Annotated in this window: 18 protein-coding genes; 15 read left to right on the top strand and 3 right to left on the bottom strand. The window is 37.4% G+C overall.

Annotation, left to right across the window (positions count from 1 at the left end):
- The first annotated feature begins 4 nt into the window (after positions 1 to 4).
- The 10 genes from mgtE (at position 5) to EKM68_RS00605 (ending at position 11,556) form a co-directional block, all read left to right on the top strand.
- On the top strand, positions 5 to 1,378 hold the full coding sequence (gene mgtE / locus EKM68_RS00650) for a magnesium transporter (protein WP_125587744.1): 1,374 nt from the start codon (positions 5 to 7) through the stop codon (positions 1,376 to 1,378).
- A gap of 504 nt (positions 1,379 to 1,882) precedes the next feature.
- Positions 1,883 to 3,058 (top strand): chorismate synthase, encoded by a 1,176-nt coding sequence (gene aroC / locus EKM68_RS00645; protein WP_125587743.1) that lies wholly within the window; start codon positions 1,883 to 1,885, stop codon positions 3,056 to 3,058.
- A gap of 18 nt (positions 3,059 to 3,076) precedes the next feature.
- On the top strand, positions 3,077 to 5,050 hold the full coding sequence (tkt, locus tag EKM68_RS00640; protein ID WP_125587742.1) for a transketolase: 1,974 nt from the start codon (positions 3,077 to 3,079) through the stop codon (positions 5,048 to 5,050).
- Positions 5,051 to 5,067: 17 nt separating this feature from the next.
- Positions 5,068 to 5,868, top strand: a complete 801-nt coding sequence (gene aroE / locus EKM68_RS00635; protein ID WP_125587741.1) for a shikimate dehydrogenase — start codon at positions 5,068 to 5,070, stop codon at positions 5,866 to 5,868.
- Positions 5,869 to 5,894: 26 nt separating this feature from the next.
- Positions 5,895 to 6,881: a 3-deoxy-7-phosphoheptulonate synthase gene (gene aroF, locus EKM68_RS00630; protein ID WP_125587740.1), complete on the top strand. Its 987-nt coding sequence runs from the start codon at positions 5,895 to 5,897 to the stop codon at positions 6,879 to 6,881.
- A 3-nt stretch (positions 6,882 to 6,884) separates the two neighbouring features.
- Entirely contained in the window at positions 6,885 to 7,943 is a 1,059-nt protein-coding gene (aroB, locus tag EKM68_RS00625; RefSeq protein ID WP_125587739.1) for a 3-dehydroquinate synthase, read from the top strand.
- A gap of 15 nt (positions 7,944 to 7,958) precedes the next feature.
- A complete protein-coding gene (gene aroD, locus EKM68_RS00620) occupies positions 7,959 to 8,675 on the top strand; it encodes a type I 3-dehydroquinate dehydratase (RefSeq protein ID WP_125587738.1) in 717 nt (238 codons plus the stop codon).
- Positions 8,659 to 9,939, top strand: a complete 1,281-nt coding sequence (gene aroA / locus EKM68_RS00615) for a 3-phosphoshikimate 1-carboxyvinyltransferase (protein WP_125587737.1) — start codon at positions 8,659 to 8,661, stop codon at positions 9,937 to 9,939. Before aroD ends, aroA begins: the two co-directional genes overlap by 17 nt.
- Positions 9,939 to 10,778: a prephenate dehydrogenase gene (locus tag EKM68_RS00610; RefSeq protein WP_225422941.1), complete on the top strand. Its 840-nt coding sequence runs from the start codon at positions 9,939 to 9,941 to the stop codon at positions 10,776 to 10,778. Before aroA ends, EKM68_RS00610 begins: the two co-directional genes overlap by 1 nt.
- Positions 10,771 to 11,556 carry a shikimate kinase gene (locus tag EKM68_RS00605; protein WP_125587735.1) on the top strand — a complete coding sequence of 262 codons (786 nt, stop codon included), beginning with the start codon at positions 10,771 to 10,773 and terminating at the stop codon, positions 11,554 to 11,556. The genes EKM68_RS00610 and EKM68_RS00605 overlap by 8 nt, the downstream gene beginning before the upstream one ends.
- Positions 11,557 to 11,579: 23 nt before the next feature.
- Here the strand turns inward: EKM68_RS00605 and EKM68_RS00600 are convergent, their stop codons facing one another.
- The 3 genes from EKM68_RS00600 to EKM68_RS00590 all read right to left on the bottom strand — a co-directional run bounded on the left by EKM68_RS00600 (position 11,580) and on the right by EKM68_RS00590 (position 14,188).
- A complete protein-coding gene (locus EKM68_RS00600) occupies positions 11,580 to 12,218 on the bottom strand; it encodes a copper homeostasis protein CutC (RefSeq protein WP_125587853.1) in 639 nt (212 codons plus the stop codon).
- Positions 12,219 to 12,299: 81 nt separating this feature from the next.
- The gene (locus tag EKM68_RS00595; RefSeq protein WP_125587734.1) at positions 12,300 to 13,142 is read right to left on the bottom strand and encodes an undecaprenyl-diphosphate phosphatase; all 843 of its coding nucleotides are present in this window, start codon (positions 13,140 to 13,142) and stop codon (positions 12,300 to 12,302) included.
- Positions 13,143 to 13,168: 26 nt separating this feature from the next.
- Complete coding sequence (locus EKM68_RS00590) at positions 13,169 to 14,188, bottom strand: lactonase family protein (protein ID WP_125587733.1); 1,020 nt, start codon at positions 14,186 to 14,188, stop codon at positions 13,169 to 13,171.
- Positions 14,189 to 14,264: 76 nt separating this feature from the next.
- Here EKM68_RS00590 and EKM68_RS00585 point away from each other — a divergent pair, with 76 nt between their 5' ends.
- The 5 genes from EKM68_RS00585 (at position 14,265) to yfmF (ending at position 20,513) form a co-directional block, all read left to right on the top strand.
- The gene (locus tag EKM68_RS00585; protein ID WP_125587732.1) at positions 14,265 to 15,473 is read left to right on the top strand and encodes an AI-2E family transporter; all 1,209 of its coding nucleotides are present in this window, start codon (positions 14,265 to 14,267) and stop codon (positions 15,471 to 15,473) included.
- 192 nt (positions 15,474 to 15,665) lie between these two features.
- Positions 15,666 to 16,175 (top strand): tRNA (uridine(34)/cytosine(34)/5-carboxymethylaminomethyluridine(34)-2'-O)-methyltransferase TrmL, encoded by a 510-nt coding sequence (trmL, locus tag EKM68_RS00580; RefSeq protein WP_125587731.1) that lies wholly within the window; start codon positions 15,666 to 15,668, stop codon positions 16,173 to 16,175.
- Between the two features lie 68 nt (positions 16,176 to 16,243).
- Positions 16,244 to 16,657, top strand: coding sequence for a DUF1149 family protein (locus tag EKM68_RS00575; protein WP_125587730.1), 414 nt, complete (start codon positions 16,244 to 16,246; stop codon positions 16,655 to 16,657).
- A 143-nt stretch (positions 16,658 to 16,800) separates the two neighbouring features.
- Positions 16,801 to 19,239: a DNA translocase FtsK gene (locus EKM68_RS00570; RefSeq protein ID WP_125587729.1), complete on the top strand. Its 2,439-nt coding sequence runs from the start codon at positions 16,801 to 16,803 to the stop codon at positions 19,237 to 19,239.
- Positions 19,236 to 20,513 (top strand): EF-P 5-aminopentanol modification-associated protein YfmF, encoded by a 1,278-nt coding sequence (gene yfmF, locus EKM68_RS00565; RefSeq protein WP_125587728.1) that lies wholly within the window; start codon positions 19,236 to 19,238, stop codon positions 20,511 to 20,513. The genes EKM68_RS00570 and yfmF overlap by 4 nt, the downstream gene beginning before the upstream one ends.
- The last annotated feature ends 9 nt before the right edge of the window (positions 20,514 to 20,522 follow it).

The raw sequence follows: 20,522 nt of genomic DNA, 5'->3' as shown, positions 1-20,522 counted from the left end.
AGTGATGGATGAAAATGAAAAGCGACTGCAAGAAAAGTTTGCACAACTGAAAAATTATCTGGACAAAGGTGATAAGAAACGATTTCGAAAAACCTATCTAGATATGCATTTTTATGACCAGAGTACTTTCTACCTTACCTTAGATAAGCCAGAACGTTTAAGCTTGTATTCACTTTTAGAACCAGATGAAATGGGTGACATGTTCGATACTATTGAAGATGACTTACCAGAAATTCCCGAATTTTTAAAAGAAATGGATCTGGATTTTGCAGCAGAAATGCTGAATGATATGTACGATGATAATGCCGCTGATGTTTTGGAGCATTTGGATAAGGCTGATGTTGATCGATTCTTAGGCCAGATGCCAAGAGCAGATGCCAATAATCTTCGTGGATTACTACATTACGACACGGAGACTGCCGGTGGTATTATGACGACGGACTACGTTCGTTTTCATGAAGAAGAAACTGCAGGTAATGCAATCAATGATTTGCGTAAGTTCGCTGAAACTGCCGAGACGATTTATTATTTGTACGTTTTAGATAATCATGATGACTTGGTCGGTGTTATGTCCTTACGTGATCTCATTATGTTGAAGCCTGAAGATACCTTAGGTGAACAAATGAATAGCGACGTTATAACGGTGAACGTTGATGCTGATCAAGAAGAAGTTGCTAAGGTCTTCAGAGACTATGAGTTCCTTGCTGTTCCCGTTGTTGACCATGCTAACCAGATGGTCGGTATCGTTACGGTTGATGATGTTATTGAAGTTATTGATGACGAATCCTTACAAGACTATTCAGGACTTGCCGGTGTTAGTGTTGATGAGACAGATCAGGATAATCCTCTCAAAGCAGCCTCCAAGCGTTTGCCTTGGCTGATTACTTTGTTATTACTGAGTATGATTACAGCTACTTTGATCAATCATTATGAAAGTTTGTTAGCGGAAGCAAGTATTTTAGCAGTATTTATCTCGACCATTACCGGTACCGCTGGTAATGCAGGTACACAGAGTTTGGCTGTTGCAGTGAGGCGATTAGCTGTTGAGGAAATCGATCGTCATGAATTCTTTAAGTTAATTGTTAAGGAACTTTTGACTGGATTTATTACTGGTGTTGTAACAGGAATCTCAGTCACACTATTGGTCGGATTGTGGAAACACAATTTTATTCTAGGAATGGTTATTGGCCTAGCAATGTGTGCTGCGATCACAGTTGCCAACTTGGCAGGTAGTTTGATTCCAATGCTGATGTCTAGTTTTGGATTCGATCCGGCAGTTGCCAGTGGTCCATTTATTTCAACACTTAGTGATCTGACTAGTGTATTGATCTATTTCAGTATTGCTGGATTATTTATGCAATCATTTGTACGAATGTGAATAAGAGTGGTTCTGATGGTAAATCAGGGCCACTTTTTAATTTAATTAAAAAATTTATTTGTTTCAATAAACGCCTATTTAACAATGATGACTGTAACTAATGGCGAGAAATTAAGACTTAAATATTGAAAACGGACTTGCACAATAAAAATAATAATGCTAAGTTATGTGCATGTTAAAAGTAACTGAGAAACATTAAAAAATAACTAATAAAGGCAGGAAACAAAAATGAGACAGTTTACAAACAATTTGAGAAATTATTATTGGTTTTATATCTAGCTGGTCGTCACGTGAGTGTGTCGATCAGGCACACTCGATATAAAACAATTTTGTTGTTTGTTTAATCGAGTGAAGGTAACAATTTCATCACTTGGTTAAGTAAACTTCAATAGTAATTTATTCTTGTTCATTTTTGTTTTAGGATAATAGATTATTTTGATAGCGATAAACCAAGTTGATTGGTTTATCGCTATTTTTTTATTACAAATTTTGGGGGAATTCAAAATGAGATACACAACAGCCGGAGAGAGTCATGGACCTGAGGAATTAGCAATTATTGAGGGAATTCCTTCAGGATTAAAGATCACTAATGCAGATATCAATCAAGAACTCAGCCGCAGGCAGCACGGATACGGTCGTGGTAATCGTCAAAAAATCGAAAGTGATACTGTATCTATTCTGTCAGGAGTTAGACATCAGATGACACTTGGATCACCGATCACCTTGAATGTTCACAATGATGATCATGAACATTGGACCAGCGTAATGTCGCCAGATGATGAACCAACTAAAGAAAATTCAGTTAGAAAAGTTGTTCGACCGCGACCAGGACATGCTGATCTAGTTGGTGGGATGAAGTATCGCCATAAGGATCTACGAAATGTTTTGGAGCGTTCGTCAGCTAGAGAAACAGTTATGAGAGTGGCAGTTGGTGCCGTAGCTAAAAAATTGCTTAAGGGATTAAATATTGATATTCATGGATTCGTCGCCAACATTGGGCCAGTTCAAACAGATATGGATCTACTAACTAATTTTGAGAGTTTGGAAGACTTGAGAAAAGTCAGTGAGAGTTTCCCCACAAGAACTTTAGATTCAACGACAGATCTTAAGATGCAAGCAGTCATTGATCAAGCTAAGCAGGAAGGAAACACAGTTGGTGGAACAGTTGAAGTGATTGTTACAGGCGTTCCAGCTGGATTAGGTTCTTATGTTTCAGCCGATACCAAGCTAGACGCCAAGATTGCTGCCAGTATTGTTGGAATCAATGCTTTCAAGGGAGTTGATTTCGGAGATAGCTTTGACAATGCACAGAAGTTTGGCAGTGAAGTTATGGATGAAATATTTTGGTCTAAGGATTCTGGATTCTATCGTGGATCTGACAATCTTGGTGGATTTGAGGGCGGTATGACAACTGGCGAAATGATCAAGGTACGTGGAGTCGTCAAACCCATTCCTACCTTGTATCGACCGATGATGTCGGTCGATGTTGATACACACACTCAACACAAGGCGAGTATCGAGAGATCAGATATTACCGCTGTTACAGCAGCTGCAGTAATTGCAGAACATATGGTAGCAATTGAAATTGCGAAGGCTATATTAGATAAATTTGATACAGATAATTTGGGACGTTTAAAAGAACAATTAAAAAATTACCGTGAAGAAATTAAACAATTTTAAATAGAGAAGGCAAATATTATGAAACAAGATAGAGAAAATATAAACACCATGAAAATGTTAGCAGTTCAATCCATTACTAGAGCCGGTTCTGGTCATCCAGGAATTGCCATAGATTTGGCACCGACTCTATACACACTGGCAACACGGCATTTGGTAATCGATCCAACTTCTCCAAAGTGGATCAATCGTGATCGTTTAGTTCTATCAGCTGGACACGGATCAGCATTGCTATACAGCTTCTTACACTTAGCCGGATTTGATCTATCAATTGATGATTTGAAATCATTTAGAAAGCTGGGTTCCAAAACTCCCGGACATCCAGAATTCGGCGTTGTACCTGGTGTAGATGCAACAACTGGTCCACTTGGACAAGGATTGGGCATGGGTGTTGGTATGGCAATGACTCAGAAGCGCTTGGAAGCACAATTTGGCAAGTTGATGTCACATGATACTTTCGTAATTGTTGGTGATGGTGACTTAATGGAGGGTGTATCTCATGAAGCTTCGGAGTTCGCTGGTAATAATAATCTCAATCGTCTAATTGTTTTGTACGATTCAAATGATGTTTCACTTGATGGACCAACTGATCGTTCATTTAAGACCAATGTCAGACAACGTTTTGCATCATACGGATTCGATACTTTCTTAGTAGAAGATGGTGAAAACGTTGCTGAAATAGATACGGCAATCGCAGCCGCTAAAAAATCGAATCGACCAAGCTTTGTTGAGATTCGTACGGTAATTGGTCGTGGAACACCGAATCAAGGGACTAACAAGGTTCACGGCGCACCACTTAGCTTAGAAGAAATTGCGGTATTGAAAGATAATCTCAATTGGCATCATGATGACTTTGAAGTTACTGATGCGGTTAGAGAATCATTTAGAGAACAAGTTTTAGAACGTGGTCATCACGCTAGATTAACTTGGGAAGATGAATTACACAATTCTAATCAACGTTCTGAGTTGTTGAGATCATTTGCACCAGTCAAGTTAGCTGACAATCAATTACCACATTTTGACATCGGTGCTAAGAAGAATGGACGTGTCTTTGGTAAGGAAGTCTTGAATTCACTGGCTGACCAAATTCCCAATTTGGTTGGTGGATCAGCGGACTTGGTTTCATCGACTAAGACTAATATTGATGACGGAGGGATGTTTGATGCTGATCATCCACTGGGAAGAAATATTCCCTTCGGAGTTCATGAATTCGGAATGGCAACGATTTTGAACGGTATGGCATTACATGGTGGGGTCAAAGTATTCGGATCAACCTTCACAGTCTTTTCTGATTACATGAAAGGTGCTATTCGCTTGAGTGCACTTCAAAAGTTGCCGGTCACTTTTGTATTAACACATGATTCAATTGCGGTAGGATCTGATGGACCAACTCATCAACCAGTTGAACAGATGGCTGGATTGCAGAGCATACCTAATTTGAACGTAATTAGACCAGGAAGTCCCAATGAAATTACAGCGGCATGGAGAACAGCCATAGAGTCAACTAATAAACCGACAGTAATTATTCTCAGTCGTCAAGATATTGAAGAATTGCAAAATGATAATTCAGCCACACTTCTTCAATCGAGAGGTGGTTATGTTTCATCATTTGAACACGGTCAACTTTCAGCGATCCTAATGGCAAATGGTACTGAGTTACCACTTGCACGTGAAGCCCAGAACCAGTTGGCAATGAATGGTGTACATGTAAGAGTCGTTTCGATGCCAAATCAAGATGTGTTTATGAGACAAGCCTCATCATTTCGTGAGAGTGTTCTACCAGATAATCAACGTTGCCGGATTGCAATTGGAATGGGCAGTTCACTTGGTTGGGCCAACTTAGTTGGTTTAGATGGTGAGATCATTGGGATGGATAGTTTTGGCAGATCAGGTGATGAAGCGGATGTTGAAGATATGTTCAACTTCACTGTTGAAGATGTAGTTGATAAAGTTCAGAAATTAGTCAGAAGTAATCGTGAACGCTTGGCGTCTTAATTAAAGGAGTGGAGATTATGGAACAACAGCTGTATGGATTAATTGGATTTCCAGCGATGCATTCTAAATCACCACGAATGCATAACGCCGCTATGAAAAAATTGAATATTAATGCCAAGTATCAAGCTTTTGAATTCTCACCAAATCAATTGAGCGTTGAAGTAGAACGTTTAAGGCATCTTAATATTCAAGGATTCAATGTCACGATGCCATTCAAGAACAAAATAATCGATTATCTAGATGGAATTGACGATTTAGCAAATCAGCTTCAGTCAGTTAATACTGTTCAAAATGTCAATGGTAAATGGATCGGACATTCGACTGATGGTAATGGTTTCTGGCAGACAATCAATTCTCATCCCAAAACGGTGGTATTGATTGGATCGGGTGGTGCAGCAAGATCTATCTTGGCTTCCAAGCCTAATGATGTCACAATACATGTTTTCAATCATCACAGTGTTCGGTTCAAACAACATGCAAAAGAAATTAAAAAATTGAAGAATATTGAATTAGAAGATTTAGCCAATATTAGAGCTACTCTTCCTGAGACGAATCTAGTTATCAATGCCACTAATGTTGGTATGAGAGATGATGCCAGTATCTTGTCGAAAGCAGATTTTGAATTAATGAATGGTGGATCAGCGGTCGATATTATTTATCGAGATCAACCAACTAAGTTTCTTGAATATGCTAATTCGGCAGGGTTGAAAACTAAAAATGGCTTGGATATGTTGGTCTCACAAGGAGCATTGAGCTTTGAAATTTGGTTCAGGCAAAAAGCACCAATTGAATTAATGAATGAAGTAGTAAATAAATAATAATAATGAAAAATGAGGGAATTAATATGATTATCGTAGCTAACAATACAGAGAGTGCTAATAAAATTATGGAACAAGCTGAAAAAGTTGGATTAAAAGATGTCTTTCAACATAACAATCGTGTCGGTTTTGCCCATGCTAAAAGTCTAGAAGATGTACCTTTTGAAATCGAAGCTGAAGAAGTTATCACCGATAATCCTGCTGCATTGCAAGCGTCAAGATTATTCCATCCTGAGAATACTATTATTCGTACAAAACACAGTGTCGTAGGAGATGGTTCATTTACTAAAATTGCAGGCCCCGATTCAATCGAATCTCCTGAGCATGTTTTGAAGATGGGGAAAGCGGTTAAAGACGCTGGTGGAACGATGTTACGTGGTGGTTCATTCAAGCCCAGAACTAATCCATACACATTCCAAGGTAACGGGGAAATCGGTTTAAAAGCCCACCGTGCTGCTGCCGATAAATTAGGAATGGATATGGTAACTGAGATTATGGATACCAGAGATATTGCATTGGTCGACAAGTACACGGATATTTTCCAAGTCGGAACTCGTAATATGCAAAACTTTTCTCTTTTGAAAGCTTTAGGCAAATTACGCAAACCAATTATTCTTAAGCGTGGTATGTCTGCAACAATTGATGATTTATTGAACGCATCCGAATACATTGCCGCTGGCGGTAATACACAGATCATGTTGATGGAACGTGGAATTAGAACCTTCGACAATAAGTACACGCGTAATACCATGGATGTTTCTGCTATTCCTGTTCTAAAACAATTAACACATTACCCAATTCTTGCCGACTCGTCACATGCTGCCGGTGTATCTGACTTAGTTACACCAATTGGCATTTCTGCTGTTGCCGCCGGAGCAGATGGTTTAATGACTGAGATTCACGATCATCCTGAAAAAGCCTTTGTTGATGGTAAACAAGCTTTAACACCAGAACAATTCAAGCATCTTGCAAGTTTATCTGATCAAATTCATGAATTAGTGAAAGAAGCGTAAAAAATGATAACTGTAACTTTACCAACCAAAACTTACAATATTGAAATAAAGTCTGGATTGCATCAAGAAATTGGTAACCTAGTTAAATCAATTTGGAAAGCAAAAAAAATCGTTCTAATTACTGATAAGCAGGTCGCAAAATATTATTTAGACAAGACTGTATCACAATTAGAAACTGCTGGCTTTGAAATTTTAACTGAAGTCGTGCCAGCTGGTGAACAATCCAAGAGCTTAGTCACCGTCAGCAAAATCATTTCTGAGATGGCAACAGAAGGATTTACAAGAAAAGATGGTGTTGTAGCGCTTGGTGGTGGAGTTGTCGGTGATTTATCAGGATTAGTTTCGAGTTTGTATATGCGTGGTATCCCATTCGTTCAGATTGCTACCTCATTGACAGCTATGGTCGATTCAAGTGTTGGTGGCAAAACAGCCGTTAATTTGGGTGAAGTCAAAAATATTATTGGTACATTTCATCAACCAGACTTGGTTATTATTGATCCTGAGTTTCTAAAAACTCTATCTCAACGAAATTTGGTTGAAGGATATGGTGAAGTCGTCAAGTGTAGTGCACTGAAAGGTGGAGAATTTTTTGAACTAACTGGAAAAATCAGGGATCCAGTTGGAATATTGGATAATGCTACTGAATTGATAAAGCGCTCGATCAATTTAAAGGCTAACATTGTCATGAAGGATGAGAAGGAACAAAACTTACGTCGAGTTTTAAATTTTGGTCATACATTTGGCCATGCAATTGAGTTATTAGCACATGGAGAACTTAAGCACGGCGAAGCAGTAGCAATCGGAATGGTCAGAATCAGTCAGTGTTTTGAAAACATTGGGTTAACTAAAAAGGGTGTAACTAGAGAAATAACTGACAGACTATTAGCTGTTGGATTACCCATTGATTCAGATTTGATTGGTACAAATGAATTTTTTGAGCATTTGAAAAATGACAAAAAGAACGATGGTAAACAACTAAATTTGGTAGCTTTGTCTGAAATTGGTCTACCTATAATTGTGCCAAAGTCTTTAGAATCAATACCAGAATTTTTGAATAATTAATCAGGTGAATGAGTTATGAAGCAAATTACTTTAAATGATGATCGTCCTAATTTGATTGTTCCCATCGTTGAACGAAATTTAAATGACACTTTAGCCGTTATAACGGATATTAATCAATCTCCTGCAGATATGATAGAGCTTCGAATAGATTATTGGAATAACTTGAGTACGTTGACATTTTCCACCTTTCAAGTGATAAATGAATCGACGAGATTGCCAATAATTGTCACCTGGAGAACTAAAGCCGAAGGTGGAGAGGTTGACTTCAATAAAGCACAATATGAGCGAATCTATGCTAGTGCTATCTCAGCAGGTATCTCAGTAATTGACATTGAATACAGATTGTTTTCAGAAGTAAAAGATTTACTTGAATTGGCACATGATCATGAGACAAAGATAATTGGTTCATATCACAATTTTCAAAGTACGCCCGATAACTTATTAGACATTATGGTGGAGATTGATCATAGTACAGCTGATATTGTAAAAGCAGCCGTTACACCCACATCCAAACAAGATGTGAACTTTGTTCTGAATGTGACGAATAACATTGTTAAACCAACAATTGCAATCAGTATGGGTGAACAGGGAATGAGTAGCCGTTACGAAGGTATCAAATATGGATCACAATTTACTTTTGGTACCTTGGGTAAATCATCTGCTCCCGGACAACCAACGATTGAGGAATTGAATAGATATTTCATGGAGGAGAAGAATGAAAAAATTAAATAAAGCAACATCTCTGAAGGGAATAATTTCAGTTCCTGGGGACAAGAGTATTTCTCACCGAGCTTTGATGCTTGGCGCAATAGCTGATGGAACGACTAGGATTACTAATTTACTGAATTCAGCAGATGTTAATACAACTAAGCAGATTTTGATGGACTTAGGTGTCAAAATAACTGAACAAGCTAATATAACTGAGGTAGAAGGGCATGGAGTGTCCGGTTTGCATGATCCTGATGAAGTTCTTGATATGGGCAATTCAGGTACATCAACTAGATTATTAACGGGATTAATCGTCGGGGCAGGCTTAAACGCTAGGATTATAGGTGATGATAGTTTGTCCAAGCGGCCAATGGATCGAGTTATCAATCCCTTAAGTAATGTCGGTGCCAACATTAGTAGTAACAATGGCAAATTGCCTACGACTATTCATCAAAGCCATTTGAAAAGTAAAATCGACTTCGAATTACCAATTGGCTCAGCGCAAGTTAAGAGCGCAGTATTATTAGCTGGGGTCACTAGTGGTGCGGAAACAACTGTTGTCGATGAATTCAAGACTCGTAATCATACTGAAGTAATGCTGCAACAATTTGGTGCTGAAGTTAAGATCGACGGGGCAAAAATTTCAATTCCATCTGATCAACACTTATCCGCTGCTAATGTTGTAGTCCCTGGGGATATTTCTTCAGCAGCATTCTGGATAGTTGCTGGTTTGTTAGTCAAAGACAGTGATTTGATGATTAAGAATGTTGGAATCAATTCAACCAGATCCGGTGTCATTGAGATTTTGAATCAAATGAATGCTATGGTCGATATTCAAGCAAGCAATTCTGATGGTGAGCCCATTGCCGACATAACGCCACACTTTAGCAAGTTAAAAGCAATTAATATTAGCGGTAAAGTAATACCAGCATGTATCGATGAGATTCCTATAATTGTGCTGGCAGCCACGCGGGCAACTGGTCGTACGATTATTAAAGATGCCGCTGAACTTAAGTTAAAAGAAAGTGATCGAATTATAACCGTTACAACTGAATTGAAAAAATTAGGTGCCAAAATTCAAGCAACAGACGACGGATTCATTATTGATGGCCCTGTACAATTAAAGGCCGACAAGACACATGTTTCAGGACATAAAGATCATCGGATTGCTATGATGCTGACAATTGCATCATTGATAACTGATGGTGAAGTCATTCTAGATGATGATGATTCAGTGGATATTTCATATCCAACCTTTTTTCACGAATTAGGGAAGCTGGTGGTTTGATGAGAACGATAATCGTTGTTGGATTGGGAGCTATGGGAGCATCAATCGCTGAAGAATTGCGTACTTCAAATTCGAAGGTCCTAGGAATCGATAGTAACAGACAAACTTGTAAGATAGCACTTGAGGAACGAGTAGTGGATGAAATGATCTCCTGGGATTCACCAGTTGTTAAAGATTCTGATTTGATAATTTTAGCTGGTCCCATTAAAATGATCAAAAAATATCTGCAATTGCTGCAGTATATGAATCTATCAAACAAAACTATAGTCACAGATATCGGTTCAACCAAATATGAAATCATGGAGTTAGCTAAAGGATTACCAAATTTTGTTGGCGGGCATCCAATGATAGGGACCGATAAAAGAGGAATTCGTAATCGAAACAAAGATATGTTTGTTGATAAGCCATTTTTCTTGGTTGGTGAGATCCAGAAAATAAAATTATTAAGTAATTTATTAGAACCATTACATTCCAAGATTCAAGCTATTTCAGCTATAGAACATGACAAGCTAGTAACGAGTATCAGTGATTTGCCTCATGTGGCAGCATTTGCATTAGTTAATTCAATTGATAATGGATTACCAAACAATCAATTGAATTGGCAAGAAAATGTAGCTGGTGGATTCATTGACACGACCAGAATTGCTCAATCTAATCCAGAAATGTGGTCACAAATATTATTAAGTAACCGTGATTCAGTTGTGGATGGTATTGATCAACTAATTATTACATTACAAAGCTACAAGCAGAATTTAATCGAAAGTAATATTACGAAATTAACTGGGGAAATTACAGTAGCACAGCGAATACGTCAAGAGGTAGGTGAATTACATGAGTAGAACAATAATTCTGATCGGCTTTATGGGAGCTGGAAAAACGACTGTAGGGACAGTTCTAGCCAATATTACTAATCGACCATTACTTGATCTAGATGACGAATTCACCCGTGAAAGGAAGTTATCTCCTAAAAAATTTATGGAACAATTTGGTGAAGAGAAATTTCGAAAAGCGGAAACAAAAATTCTGGAGAGTCAACTTAGCTTTGATGGCATTATTAGTACTGGTGGCGGAGTAGTTGAGTCAAGAATCAATCGTCAACTTATCCAAGAATCAACTGCACAAGTGATTTACTTGAAGACTAACTTATCTAATGTTCTGGAACGTTTGTCACATGATAATGTTCGCCCCATGCTACGTAGAATGTCAGTCATCGACTTACAGAATTGTTGGAATCGTCGAGGTACTTTTTATCAATTGCTATCTGATGTAACGATTGAAACGACTAATAAGAAACCAATTAAGATCGCTCGTGAAATTATTGAATCCCAACAGCAAAATGATTTGTTACCATTACGAAGTAAGATCGACAGTCTTGACCGTCAAATATTTGAGTTAATATCACAACGGTTTGATGTAGTAAAAGAAGTCGCTACTGTTAAGGAGCAAGCACATACTTCCGTTGTCAAAACAGGACGAATGAAAGAAATGCGTGCTGAGTTAAAAAATGATTTTAAAGATAATAAAAATATTTCAGAACAATTGATTGAGGATATGATGAGTATCTTATTCAGTAATTCAATTAAGTATGAAAATGAACAAATAAAAAAAGTCGACTAATTTCAGTCGGCTTTTATAATTTATTAAACTAGATCAATTAAACGTGTTCCATGTAATTCTTTAACATTTAAGCTGGAAGCAATTTCATCGCAGTTTTCGTACGTAATCCCGCCGCCTGGTAAAATAGTAATTCTATCAGCAGCATAATTCATGGCTTTCTTAATATTATCCATGGTCTCATTGATACTGATGTTAAGTGGGCCACCGTGTGTCAAGATGCGATCGACATCGTGTTCGACTAACCAATCGATGGCATCGTGTTGTTTATTTTCAGGAATATCATCAAAAGCCATGTGGAAAACCACTTGCATGCCTGAACTTGAGGCTATTAGTTGTTCCATAGCTTCTTCGTCCAGTTCACCTGTTGCAGTCAATGCTCCGAAGGCAACAGCATCAACACCAAGTTTTTGAGCTTGGAACAGATCTGCTTCCATCATTTTTAACTCGAGGTCATTGTATACGAAGTTTCCACCACGGGGACGGATCATTTCAACTAGTGGGATAGATTTTTCTTGCAAGTATTTTGTAGTTTCTTGTAAAACGCCAGTGCTAGGAGTTGTACCACCGACGGCTAAGTTGTCATTTAATTCGATTCTATTAGCTCCAGCTAAGACAGCTTGAGGGATAGTCGTAAAGTTTTCTACTGCGATTTCTTTATAAATAAGAATCACTTCTTTCGATTTTTTTAGGCCAATATAATTGTACACAAAAAAAGAACGTCTTGCGACGTTCTGGTATTAATTTTAAGCAATCATACCTTTTATGAAACCAAAGTATAGAATTACAAGAATAGCTAAGATAATTCTGTACCAACCAAAGGCCTTGAAATCATTGCTTCTAATATAGTTCAATAAGAATTTGATTGAAGCATATGCAACGATGAATGATACAAAAGTACCAATTAACAAAATAGTCAATTCACTAGCACTAAATGTATTTCCACCAGCAAAGTATTTCACAATTTTCAGTAAACTGGCACCAAACATAGTTGGGATAGCCAAGAAGAATGAAAATTCGGTTGCGACGAATCTTGATGTACCAATTGAGATACCACCAAGGATAGTAGCACCTGAACGTGAAGTACCAGGAACTAGAGAGAGAACCTGGAAAAGTCCAATTTTAAAGGCCGTTCCATATGATAAGTTATCAAGATCAGTGACTTGTGGACGTTTACCCTTGAAGTAATTTTCAACGACAATGAATAAAATACCGTAAATCAATAATGTGGCGGAGATAACTTGCCAGCTAGTTAAGTTCTTATCCATCCAATCATTCAATGGCAATCCAACTACAACTGAAGGAATGATAGCTACAAGAACTTTAAACCAAATATCCCATGTTTGGCGTTTTTCATGATGATTCTTCTTTGGTGAAAAGGGGTTTAACTTGTGAAAGTAAATAAGGATAACTGCTAGAATTGCGCCAAATTGAATAACAACCATAAACATGCGAATGAAAGCAGTTGTTTCATTCAGTTTAACGAATTCATCAGCTAAGTATAAATGTCCGGTTGAACTAATAGGTAGAAACTCAGTAAAACCTTCGATAATACCTAGTATGATGGTCTTTATAATCTCAATGAACATAATTATTTTCTCCTATAATTTTGAAACTAAATAAAGTGTACACATACACACTCAGGAATGGAAATATTTTCTTCAAGAATATTCAATCTTCCCTTTTTTGAACTACGTGTGAAGATGGTCAAATTGTCTGAATCTTGATTTGCGACTAGCAAATATTTTTCTGAGGGGTCAAGTTCAAAGTCTCGGGGTCCGTTTCCCTTAGTCTTTACAGTATCGACTTTTTTGAGACGATCTCCGTTGGGGTCGATTTCAAACGTAGCGATGGTGTCAGCTCCACGCGTTGATACATAAAGATATTTACCATCTTTACTGATACGGATCGCAGCGGTAGTGTTTTTTTGTTCGTCCTTAGCAGCATCCATTTCGTCTACCAATGTTAGTCGTGAGTCCTCTTCGCTATACTCCATAACAAGAACTTTTGAAGACAATTCACAAGCAACATAGACATATGGCTTAGTAGGATGGAATACTAAATGTCTAGGAGCGTAGCCTGATGGGGCAATATAGTTGTTTAATAATTCGGGATTCTTTGGATCGTCAATATTATAAATATAAATACGATCAGCACCATAATCGCAGATGATAAGTTTTCCATCTGGTGTTAGTGCTGCGTAATGAGGCTTGGATTGATCCTGTTCAGGGCGAGGTCCTGAACCTTTGAAGTTGGTTTCGGAGTAACGCTCAATCTTACCTTCACTAGTCAAATGATCAATTGTAACTTTACTCAAATGAAAATAAGCACTGAAAATTAAACTACGACTTGCGTCAAATTTTACATATGATGGAGAACCTTCTTCGGAGAAGTCCTCATCTAGTAATTCAGCTTTTCCACTGCTGATATCGTAAGTTACAATACCACCTTTATCGCCGTTTTTAGCCAATGCGATAAGTTTTAAATCGTTGGTCACGTCAATATAAGTTGGACTATCTAGTTCAACTAGTACTTCTGGTGTAGACAATTTACCAGTGTCTGAGTCTAATTCAGCTTGATAGACGCCCTTGCCAGCCTTTTTGGTGTAGCCACTAAAGAGAACTTTTTCTTTCATTACAAATTCCTCCAAACAATGTATAGTATACAGTATAATCTTACTATGATATTTTTTGTACACGTAAGGAGCGAGTATGAAACAAAATCCAAAAAAAGAAGAAACTTGGTTTTACAAATGGTTTTTGAATAACCAAGTTACAGTTGTTTTATTGAATATTTTCGTTATTTTTCTAGTTATTTTCTTATTTTCACAAATAAACTTTGTCTTTGACCCAATCAATCAGATTTTGGGAATTACGATGCCACCGGTTATCCTGGCGTTAGTTCTCTATTATTTGATCAATCCATTGATTGATGTGCTTGAAAACAAATTTCATATCAGTCGAGTAATCTCAATAATCTTTGTCTTTATTATTATTGCAGCTTTGCTGATCTGGGGTGTTATGTCATTGATTCCGTTTGTTCAAAGTCAAATTGATTCATTGGTTGAAAATTGGCCACACTACTGGGATGCATTGAATACTAGTTTGCAAAATATGTTTAAAGATCCTAAATTACATATTTTCCGTGAAAACTTGGTAAATTCAAATGCTAAGATAGCTAAGAATTTTGAACAAGCTATCAACAAGATTTTGCCACAGACTTTTAGTGGAATCAGTTCAGCCGTCAGCACGGTAACCAATATTATTATTATTGTGTTAACGGCTCCGTTCATCTTATTCTTCATGTTAAAAGATAAGAATAAATTTAAGGAGTCAGTTGTTTCGTTGATGCCAACCAGATTGAAGAAGTCAACAGGTGAGATGCTAACAGAAATGAGCCAATCACTTAGTTCTTATATTACTGGTCAATTAACAGTTGCTTTCTGGGTAGCAGTGATGTTCTTCGTTGGTTATCTGATCATCGGTCAACGATATGCTTTGATTCTTGGTATCAGTGCCGGAATTTTGAATTTAATTCCATACGTTGGTTCAACTTTGGCTTTAATACCTTCATTGATCATTGGAGCATTCATTGCACCAGCGATGGTTATCAAAATTTTGATAGTTTTCGCCGTTGAACAAACGATTGAAACTCGTGTCATCTCTCCAATAATTGTTGGTAATAAGATGTCGATGCATCCTGTTACAACTATTCTGGTCTTGTTAGTTTCTGCTGGATTGTTTGGACTGATCGGAATGATTGCCGGAATTCCGATTTTTGCTATTCTAAAGATTATCTGTACCAGAGTATTTAGATGGATCAAGCGGAACTCCCATTGGTATGATGATCATGAAGCTGAAGATGAAATAGTTGATGAAGCTATTGAGGACACAGACGCTTCAGAAAAAGTTCACAAATAATTCAAATTTATATTGTAGTTGAATTATTTTTTATGTATAATGTTTATAAACTTTGCGGTTACTTGTTTTTCTCAGAAATTTTTTTGACAAAAGCAAGTAAAGGTAAAAGCTTAACTAACGCATGTCCTTGCTGTGGCGATCACCGAGGGCATGCGTTTTTTTAATTTAATTGTAGGTAGAGGAGAAGTTTAAATGACTAACCATATAGCTTTGTACGAACCACTTATGCCAGCCAATACAGGAAATATTGCCCGTACTTGTGCTGGAACAAATACAAAATTACATTTAATTAGACCACTGGGTTTCAGTACTGATGATGCACACATGAAGCGCGCTGGATTAGATTATTGGAACAAAGTGGATATTACATATCATGATAATTTAGATGCGTTTTTAGAATCAGTTCCTGATGATCAGTATTTATATTTGATCACTAAGTTTTCAGACAAAGTGTATAGTGATCAAGATTATTCTGATACTTCAAAAGATCATTATTTCTTATTCGGCAAAGAGACAACTGGGCTTCCCGAAGATTTTATGCGTGATAACCCTGATAAGTGTCTAAGAATTCCCATGAGTGATAATATTCGAGCATTGAACCTTTCCAATAGTTGTGCTTTAGTAATTTATGAGGCAGTTAGACAACAAAATTTTGCCGGACTTGAACTATCTCATCACTATGAACATGATAAACTAGACTAGTAGGGATAGTAGAAGCAGTGCGGCAGACTACTGCAACTCGTTTAAGATTATAAAAGGGGATATGTATTATGAAAACACATAAGGGAGCCGTTACGGTTCAATCTTTTCATTATGATGTAGAATCACCAGCAGCTGACGTTAAGTCAGATTTACAAATTCAAATTGAACATCCTGATTTTAAAGATGAAAAAGGAAATAATTTGGATGAGTCTGAAGGTAAGATTTTCCAAATAATCATTCCATTTGAAATTCATCCCGAAAATGCTCCGTTCAAAGTTTCAGGTTTGATCGGTCAAGTTGTTCAATTAGTTGGATTCGAAGGTGAACAAGAAGATCTTGAACCTAAGCAAGTAGAACAAATTTCACGTCCAGTTGTTGAATATATTGAAACCTTGACATATCAAGTAACAGCTGTGGCTCTTAATCGTGGTATTTCGTTGAATTTCACCGCTAATAGTAAGGCGAACCTAACGAAGCAATGAAAGAAGCACAGGAAAAAAAGAATAAAAAATAATCGCAGCCGAAAGGCTGTTTTTATTTTGGCAAAAGTTTTACTAGAAGTTTGTACTACCTAACTTCTAAATGTATAATTTTCTATGATTAACAAGAATTGTGTGAGGTTTATATGGCAAAGACAAGGGCAAAATCAACGCCTACAAAAAGAACTAGAAAAAGTACGACTAAAAGTACTAGGAAAACTACTAAAAAGAAAACTAACGATAGTAGATTAATTAGATCCGTTTTGGGCTTATTGCTGATCGTACTGTCAGTCTTAGGTCTATTTAAGTTTGGAATCATTGGTAACTTTTTTGATAATATTTATCGAATCTTTGTCGGGGACAGTTATCCAGTTATGTTGATCATCAGTATATTTGCCGGAGCCTTTCTGATTGCAACTGGCAGATTACCCGTTATGACGCCCAAACGTAACTTTGGATTCTTATTTACTTATTTAGGAACACTAGTAATACTACATATAATAATGTTTTCAAAAATTGAGTTATATCACAATTACAACATGATAACTTGGAATACTTTGTCAGCTGATATGGCGAACTTTACCGTTGATAAGTCAGTCGGTGGAGGGATGATCGGATCTTATTTGTATAGTATATTTATGCCATTATTCTCAACTTGGGGGACTTATTTTATTACTGCGGTCATTATCATTATTGGGATAATGATGTTATTTGGAGTAACGATGAAGCAAGTTGCTGTAGCAACAACTAATATTCTCGTGCACGTCAAACATGGATTTGTTTCTGTTAAAGAGGCCTTGTCAGGTCGATATAGTAATTATGTTGACGAACGTAAAGACAAGAAGGCAGCCCAAGATATAGCTCAGCCAACAGCATCTGCATCTAAAAAATCACAACGTGATGATGATCGATTTAGAGATGTTAATAGTTTCGCCAAAAATAATGATGAACAACAAAAGGACGAAGCAGATTTTCAAATCGATATGCCAACGCCTGCACCACCGGTGGAACCGTCGCATGTTGAACCAGAGAAAAATGGATCTGCACAGATTATGTCAAAACCTTATGGCATCGATAATACCGATAAAAAAGACCTTCCAACGCCGGTTAGTTCGAGAAATGTTGATGATGACGATTATAAATTGCCACCGTCAGACTTGTTGAAGCAAGTACCACAAGTTGATCAAAGCGGTGAAGTTAAACTTATTGATGAAAATAAAGATAAACTAAAACAAACTTTTAAGAGTTTTGGTGTCAATGTTGAGGTCAAGAAGGCCAGCCTTGGACCTACGATTACTAAGTACGAAGTTCAACCGGCCGTGGGAGTCAAGGTAAGTAAGATCGTTAATTTAGCCGATGATCTGGCGCTGGCTTTGGCCGCCAAAGATATTCGTATTGAAGCGCCGATACCTGGTAAATCATTTGTTGGTATTGAAGTTCCGAACAAGGCGATTTCAACGGTCTCGTTCAGAGATATTACTGAGAACCAACAAGATAAGACGCATCCGTTAATTGTGCCATTGGGTAAGGATGTTTCTGGTAATATTATTGAGATCAACATAACTAAGATGCCCCATTTGCTTATTGCTGGTTCAACTGGTAGTGGTAAGTCAGTTGCTATTAATACTATTATTACTGGTATCTTGATGAAGGCCAAGCCGAGTGAAGTTAAGTTGATCCTGATCGATCCTAAGATGGTTGAACTGAATGTCTATAACGGTATCCCACATTTGCTTATTCCGGTTGTAACTGACGCTAGACGTGCAGCTGGAGCCTTACAAAAAGCCGTAACTGAAATGGAACGTCGTTACAAGTTGTTTGCTTCAACAAATCATCGTAATATTGGTGAATATAACGCTGATGTTGATGAATTCAATAAGACTGCTAAAGCTGATGAAAAAATGGAACGATTACCGTTTATTGTTGTTATCGTTGATGAGTTGTCAGATTTGATGATGGTAGCTGGCCATGAAGTTGAAGCCGCAATTGTTCGATTAGCTCAGATGGCGCGTGCTGCTGGACTACATATCATCATTGCCACTCAGCGTCCGTCAGTTGATGTCATTACTGGCTTGATCAAAGCCAACATCCCATCAAGAATGGCATTCGCTGTTTCCAGTGGTGTTGATTCAAGAACTATCCTAGATTCAGTTGGGGCTGAAAAATTGCTTGGACGAGGAGATATGTTATTTCAACCAATTGGAAAGAGTAAGCCAGTTCGTTTACAAGGAGCGTTTATTTCAGAGAATGAAGTTGAGAACGTCGTTAAGTTCGTCAGTGAGCAACAACAAGCCGAATACGATGAAGATATGATTCCCACTGATATTGAAGAAAAGAACTCTAAGGATGATAAACCAAATGATGAATATTGGGATGATGCTGTCAGCATGATTGTGCAACAACAGTCAGCCAGCGTATCGATGTTGCAACGTCGTTTCCAAATCGGTTACAATCGAGCCGCACGTATGGTCGATGAAATGGAAGAAAAAGGCATCGTAGGACCATCTGAAGGCAGCAAGCCTCGTAAAGTTTTATTAACTCAAGAACAATTAGATGCAATTAAAGAAAAACAGGTGAAAAATTGAGAAAGTCAATCGCAAACAATGTTGTACTAAATGTTAATCCTATTAAGAAGTTCCGTACTATTAAGATTCAAATCGATTTTCTAAGGCCTTTGTCTAAGGATGAAACGACCAAACGCCGCTTGTTGGCAAATGTGTTGTCCAATTCAACTAAACATTATCCAACGTTCAAGGCTTTGAACGATCGTGAAATGGAATTGTACGGTTCAGAGATCAACGTTTATACACGTAATCTATTGAACTTCAATGACTTAGCATTCAGTGTTGAATTCGCTGATCCTAAGTTTTTGCTACATGATATCAACCAATTAGAAGAGAACTTGAAGTTACTAGGTGAAATAGTATTTCAACCTAATTTACAGAGCCAAGGCGAGTTTGATAATACGGCATTTGATACTGAAAAACGTAATTTAATGTCTAACTTGGCATCGGTTGGTGATAATCAGGACTTAGTAAGTATTTTAGGTCTGACAAGTTTGTTGTATCAGAATAATCCAGATCGTCAGATTCCTATTTTTGGAAACATTGATCAACTGGATAAGCTGACGAACAAAGAATTATATAAGCATTACATTGACGTTATCAAAAATGACGCCATCATTGTTAATGTCGTTGGAGATGTGGATGAAGGCGAATTTGAAAAAATATTTATGAATAGTATGTTTGCTGATAATATTGACGGCAGTAGACATGATCTAAAAATTCATTTTGACAAATTTGATGAATTAGTTGAATCTCCGGCCAAAAAGGAAGAACATAAGCATTTGAACCAGAGTCGTTTGGCATTAGCTTATTTGACTAAAAAAATTGATCAAGATGTCAGTCGTTTAGCACCACAAGCAATGAATTTGATTCTTGGCGGGGATGATCAATCACAATTATTCCTACAAGTTCGTGAGAAAAACAGTCTTGCTTATTCTGTTTCTAGCTCTTATCAACCGATAAATCATCTAGTTACGATTCAAGCTGGACTTGACGCTAAGACGATTGAACAGGCAATTGATTTAATCAATAAGCAAATCGACTTTGTGAAGAATGACAAATTCAGTGATGATCAAATCGAACATGCCAAAAAAGTTCTCGACACTCGTCGTGAAATATCGTCTGATTCGATCCAACACTATATTATGCGAAGTATCTGGGAAACTGTTTATTCTAAGTCATTATTAAATGATGAACAGTTCAAAGGTGAATTAAATAAAATGGATCGGAAACACATTGTTACAGTTGCACAAGATATGAGTGCGATTGCACAGTATCGACTTATTGGAGATTAGGAGAGTAGA

The organism is Companilactobacillus jidongensis, from assembly GCF_003946575.1.
GTDB lineage: Bacteria > Bacillota > Bacilli > Lactobacillales > Lactobacillaceae > Companilactobacillus > Companilactobacillus jidongensis.
The sequence above is the reverse complement of the archived record's forward strand: the minus strand, read 5'-3'. Positions and strand labels throughout refer to the sequence as shown.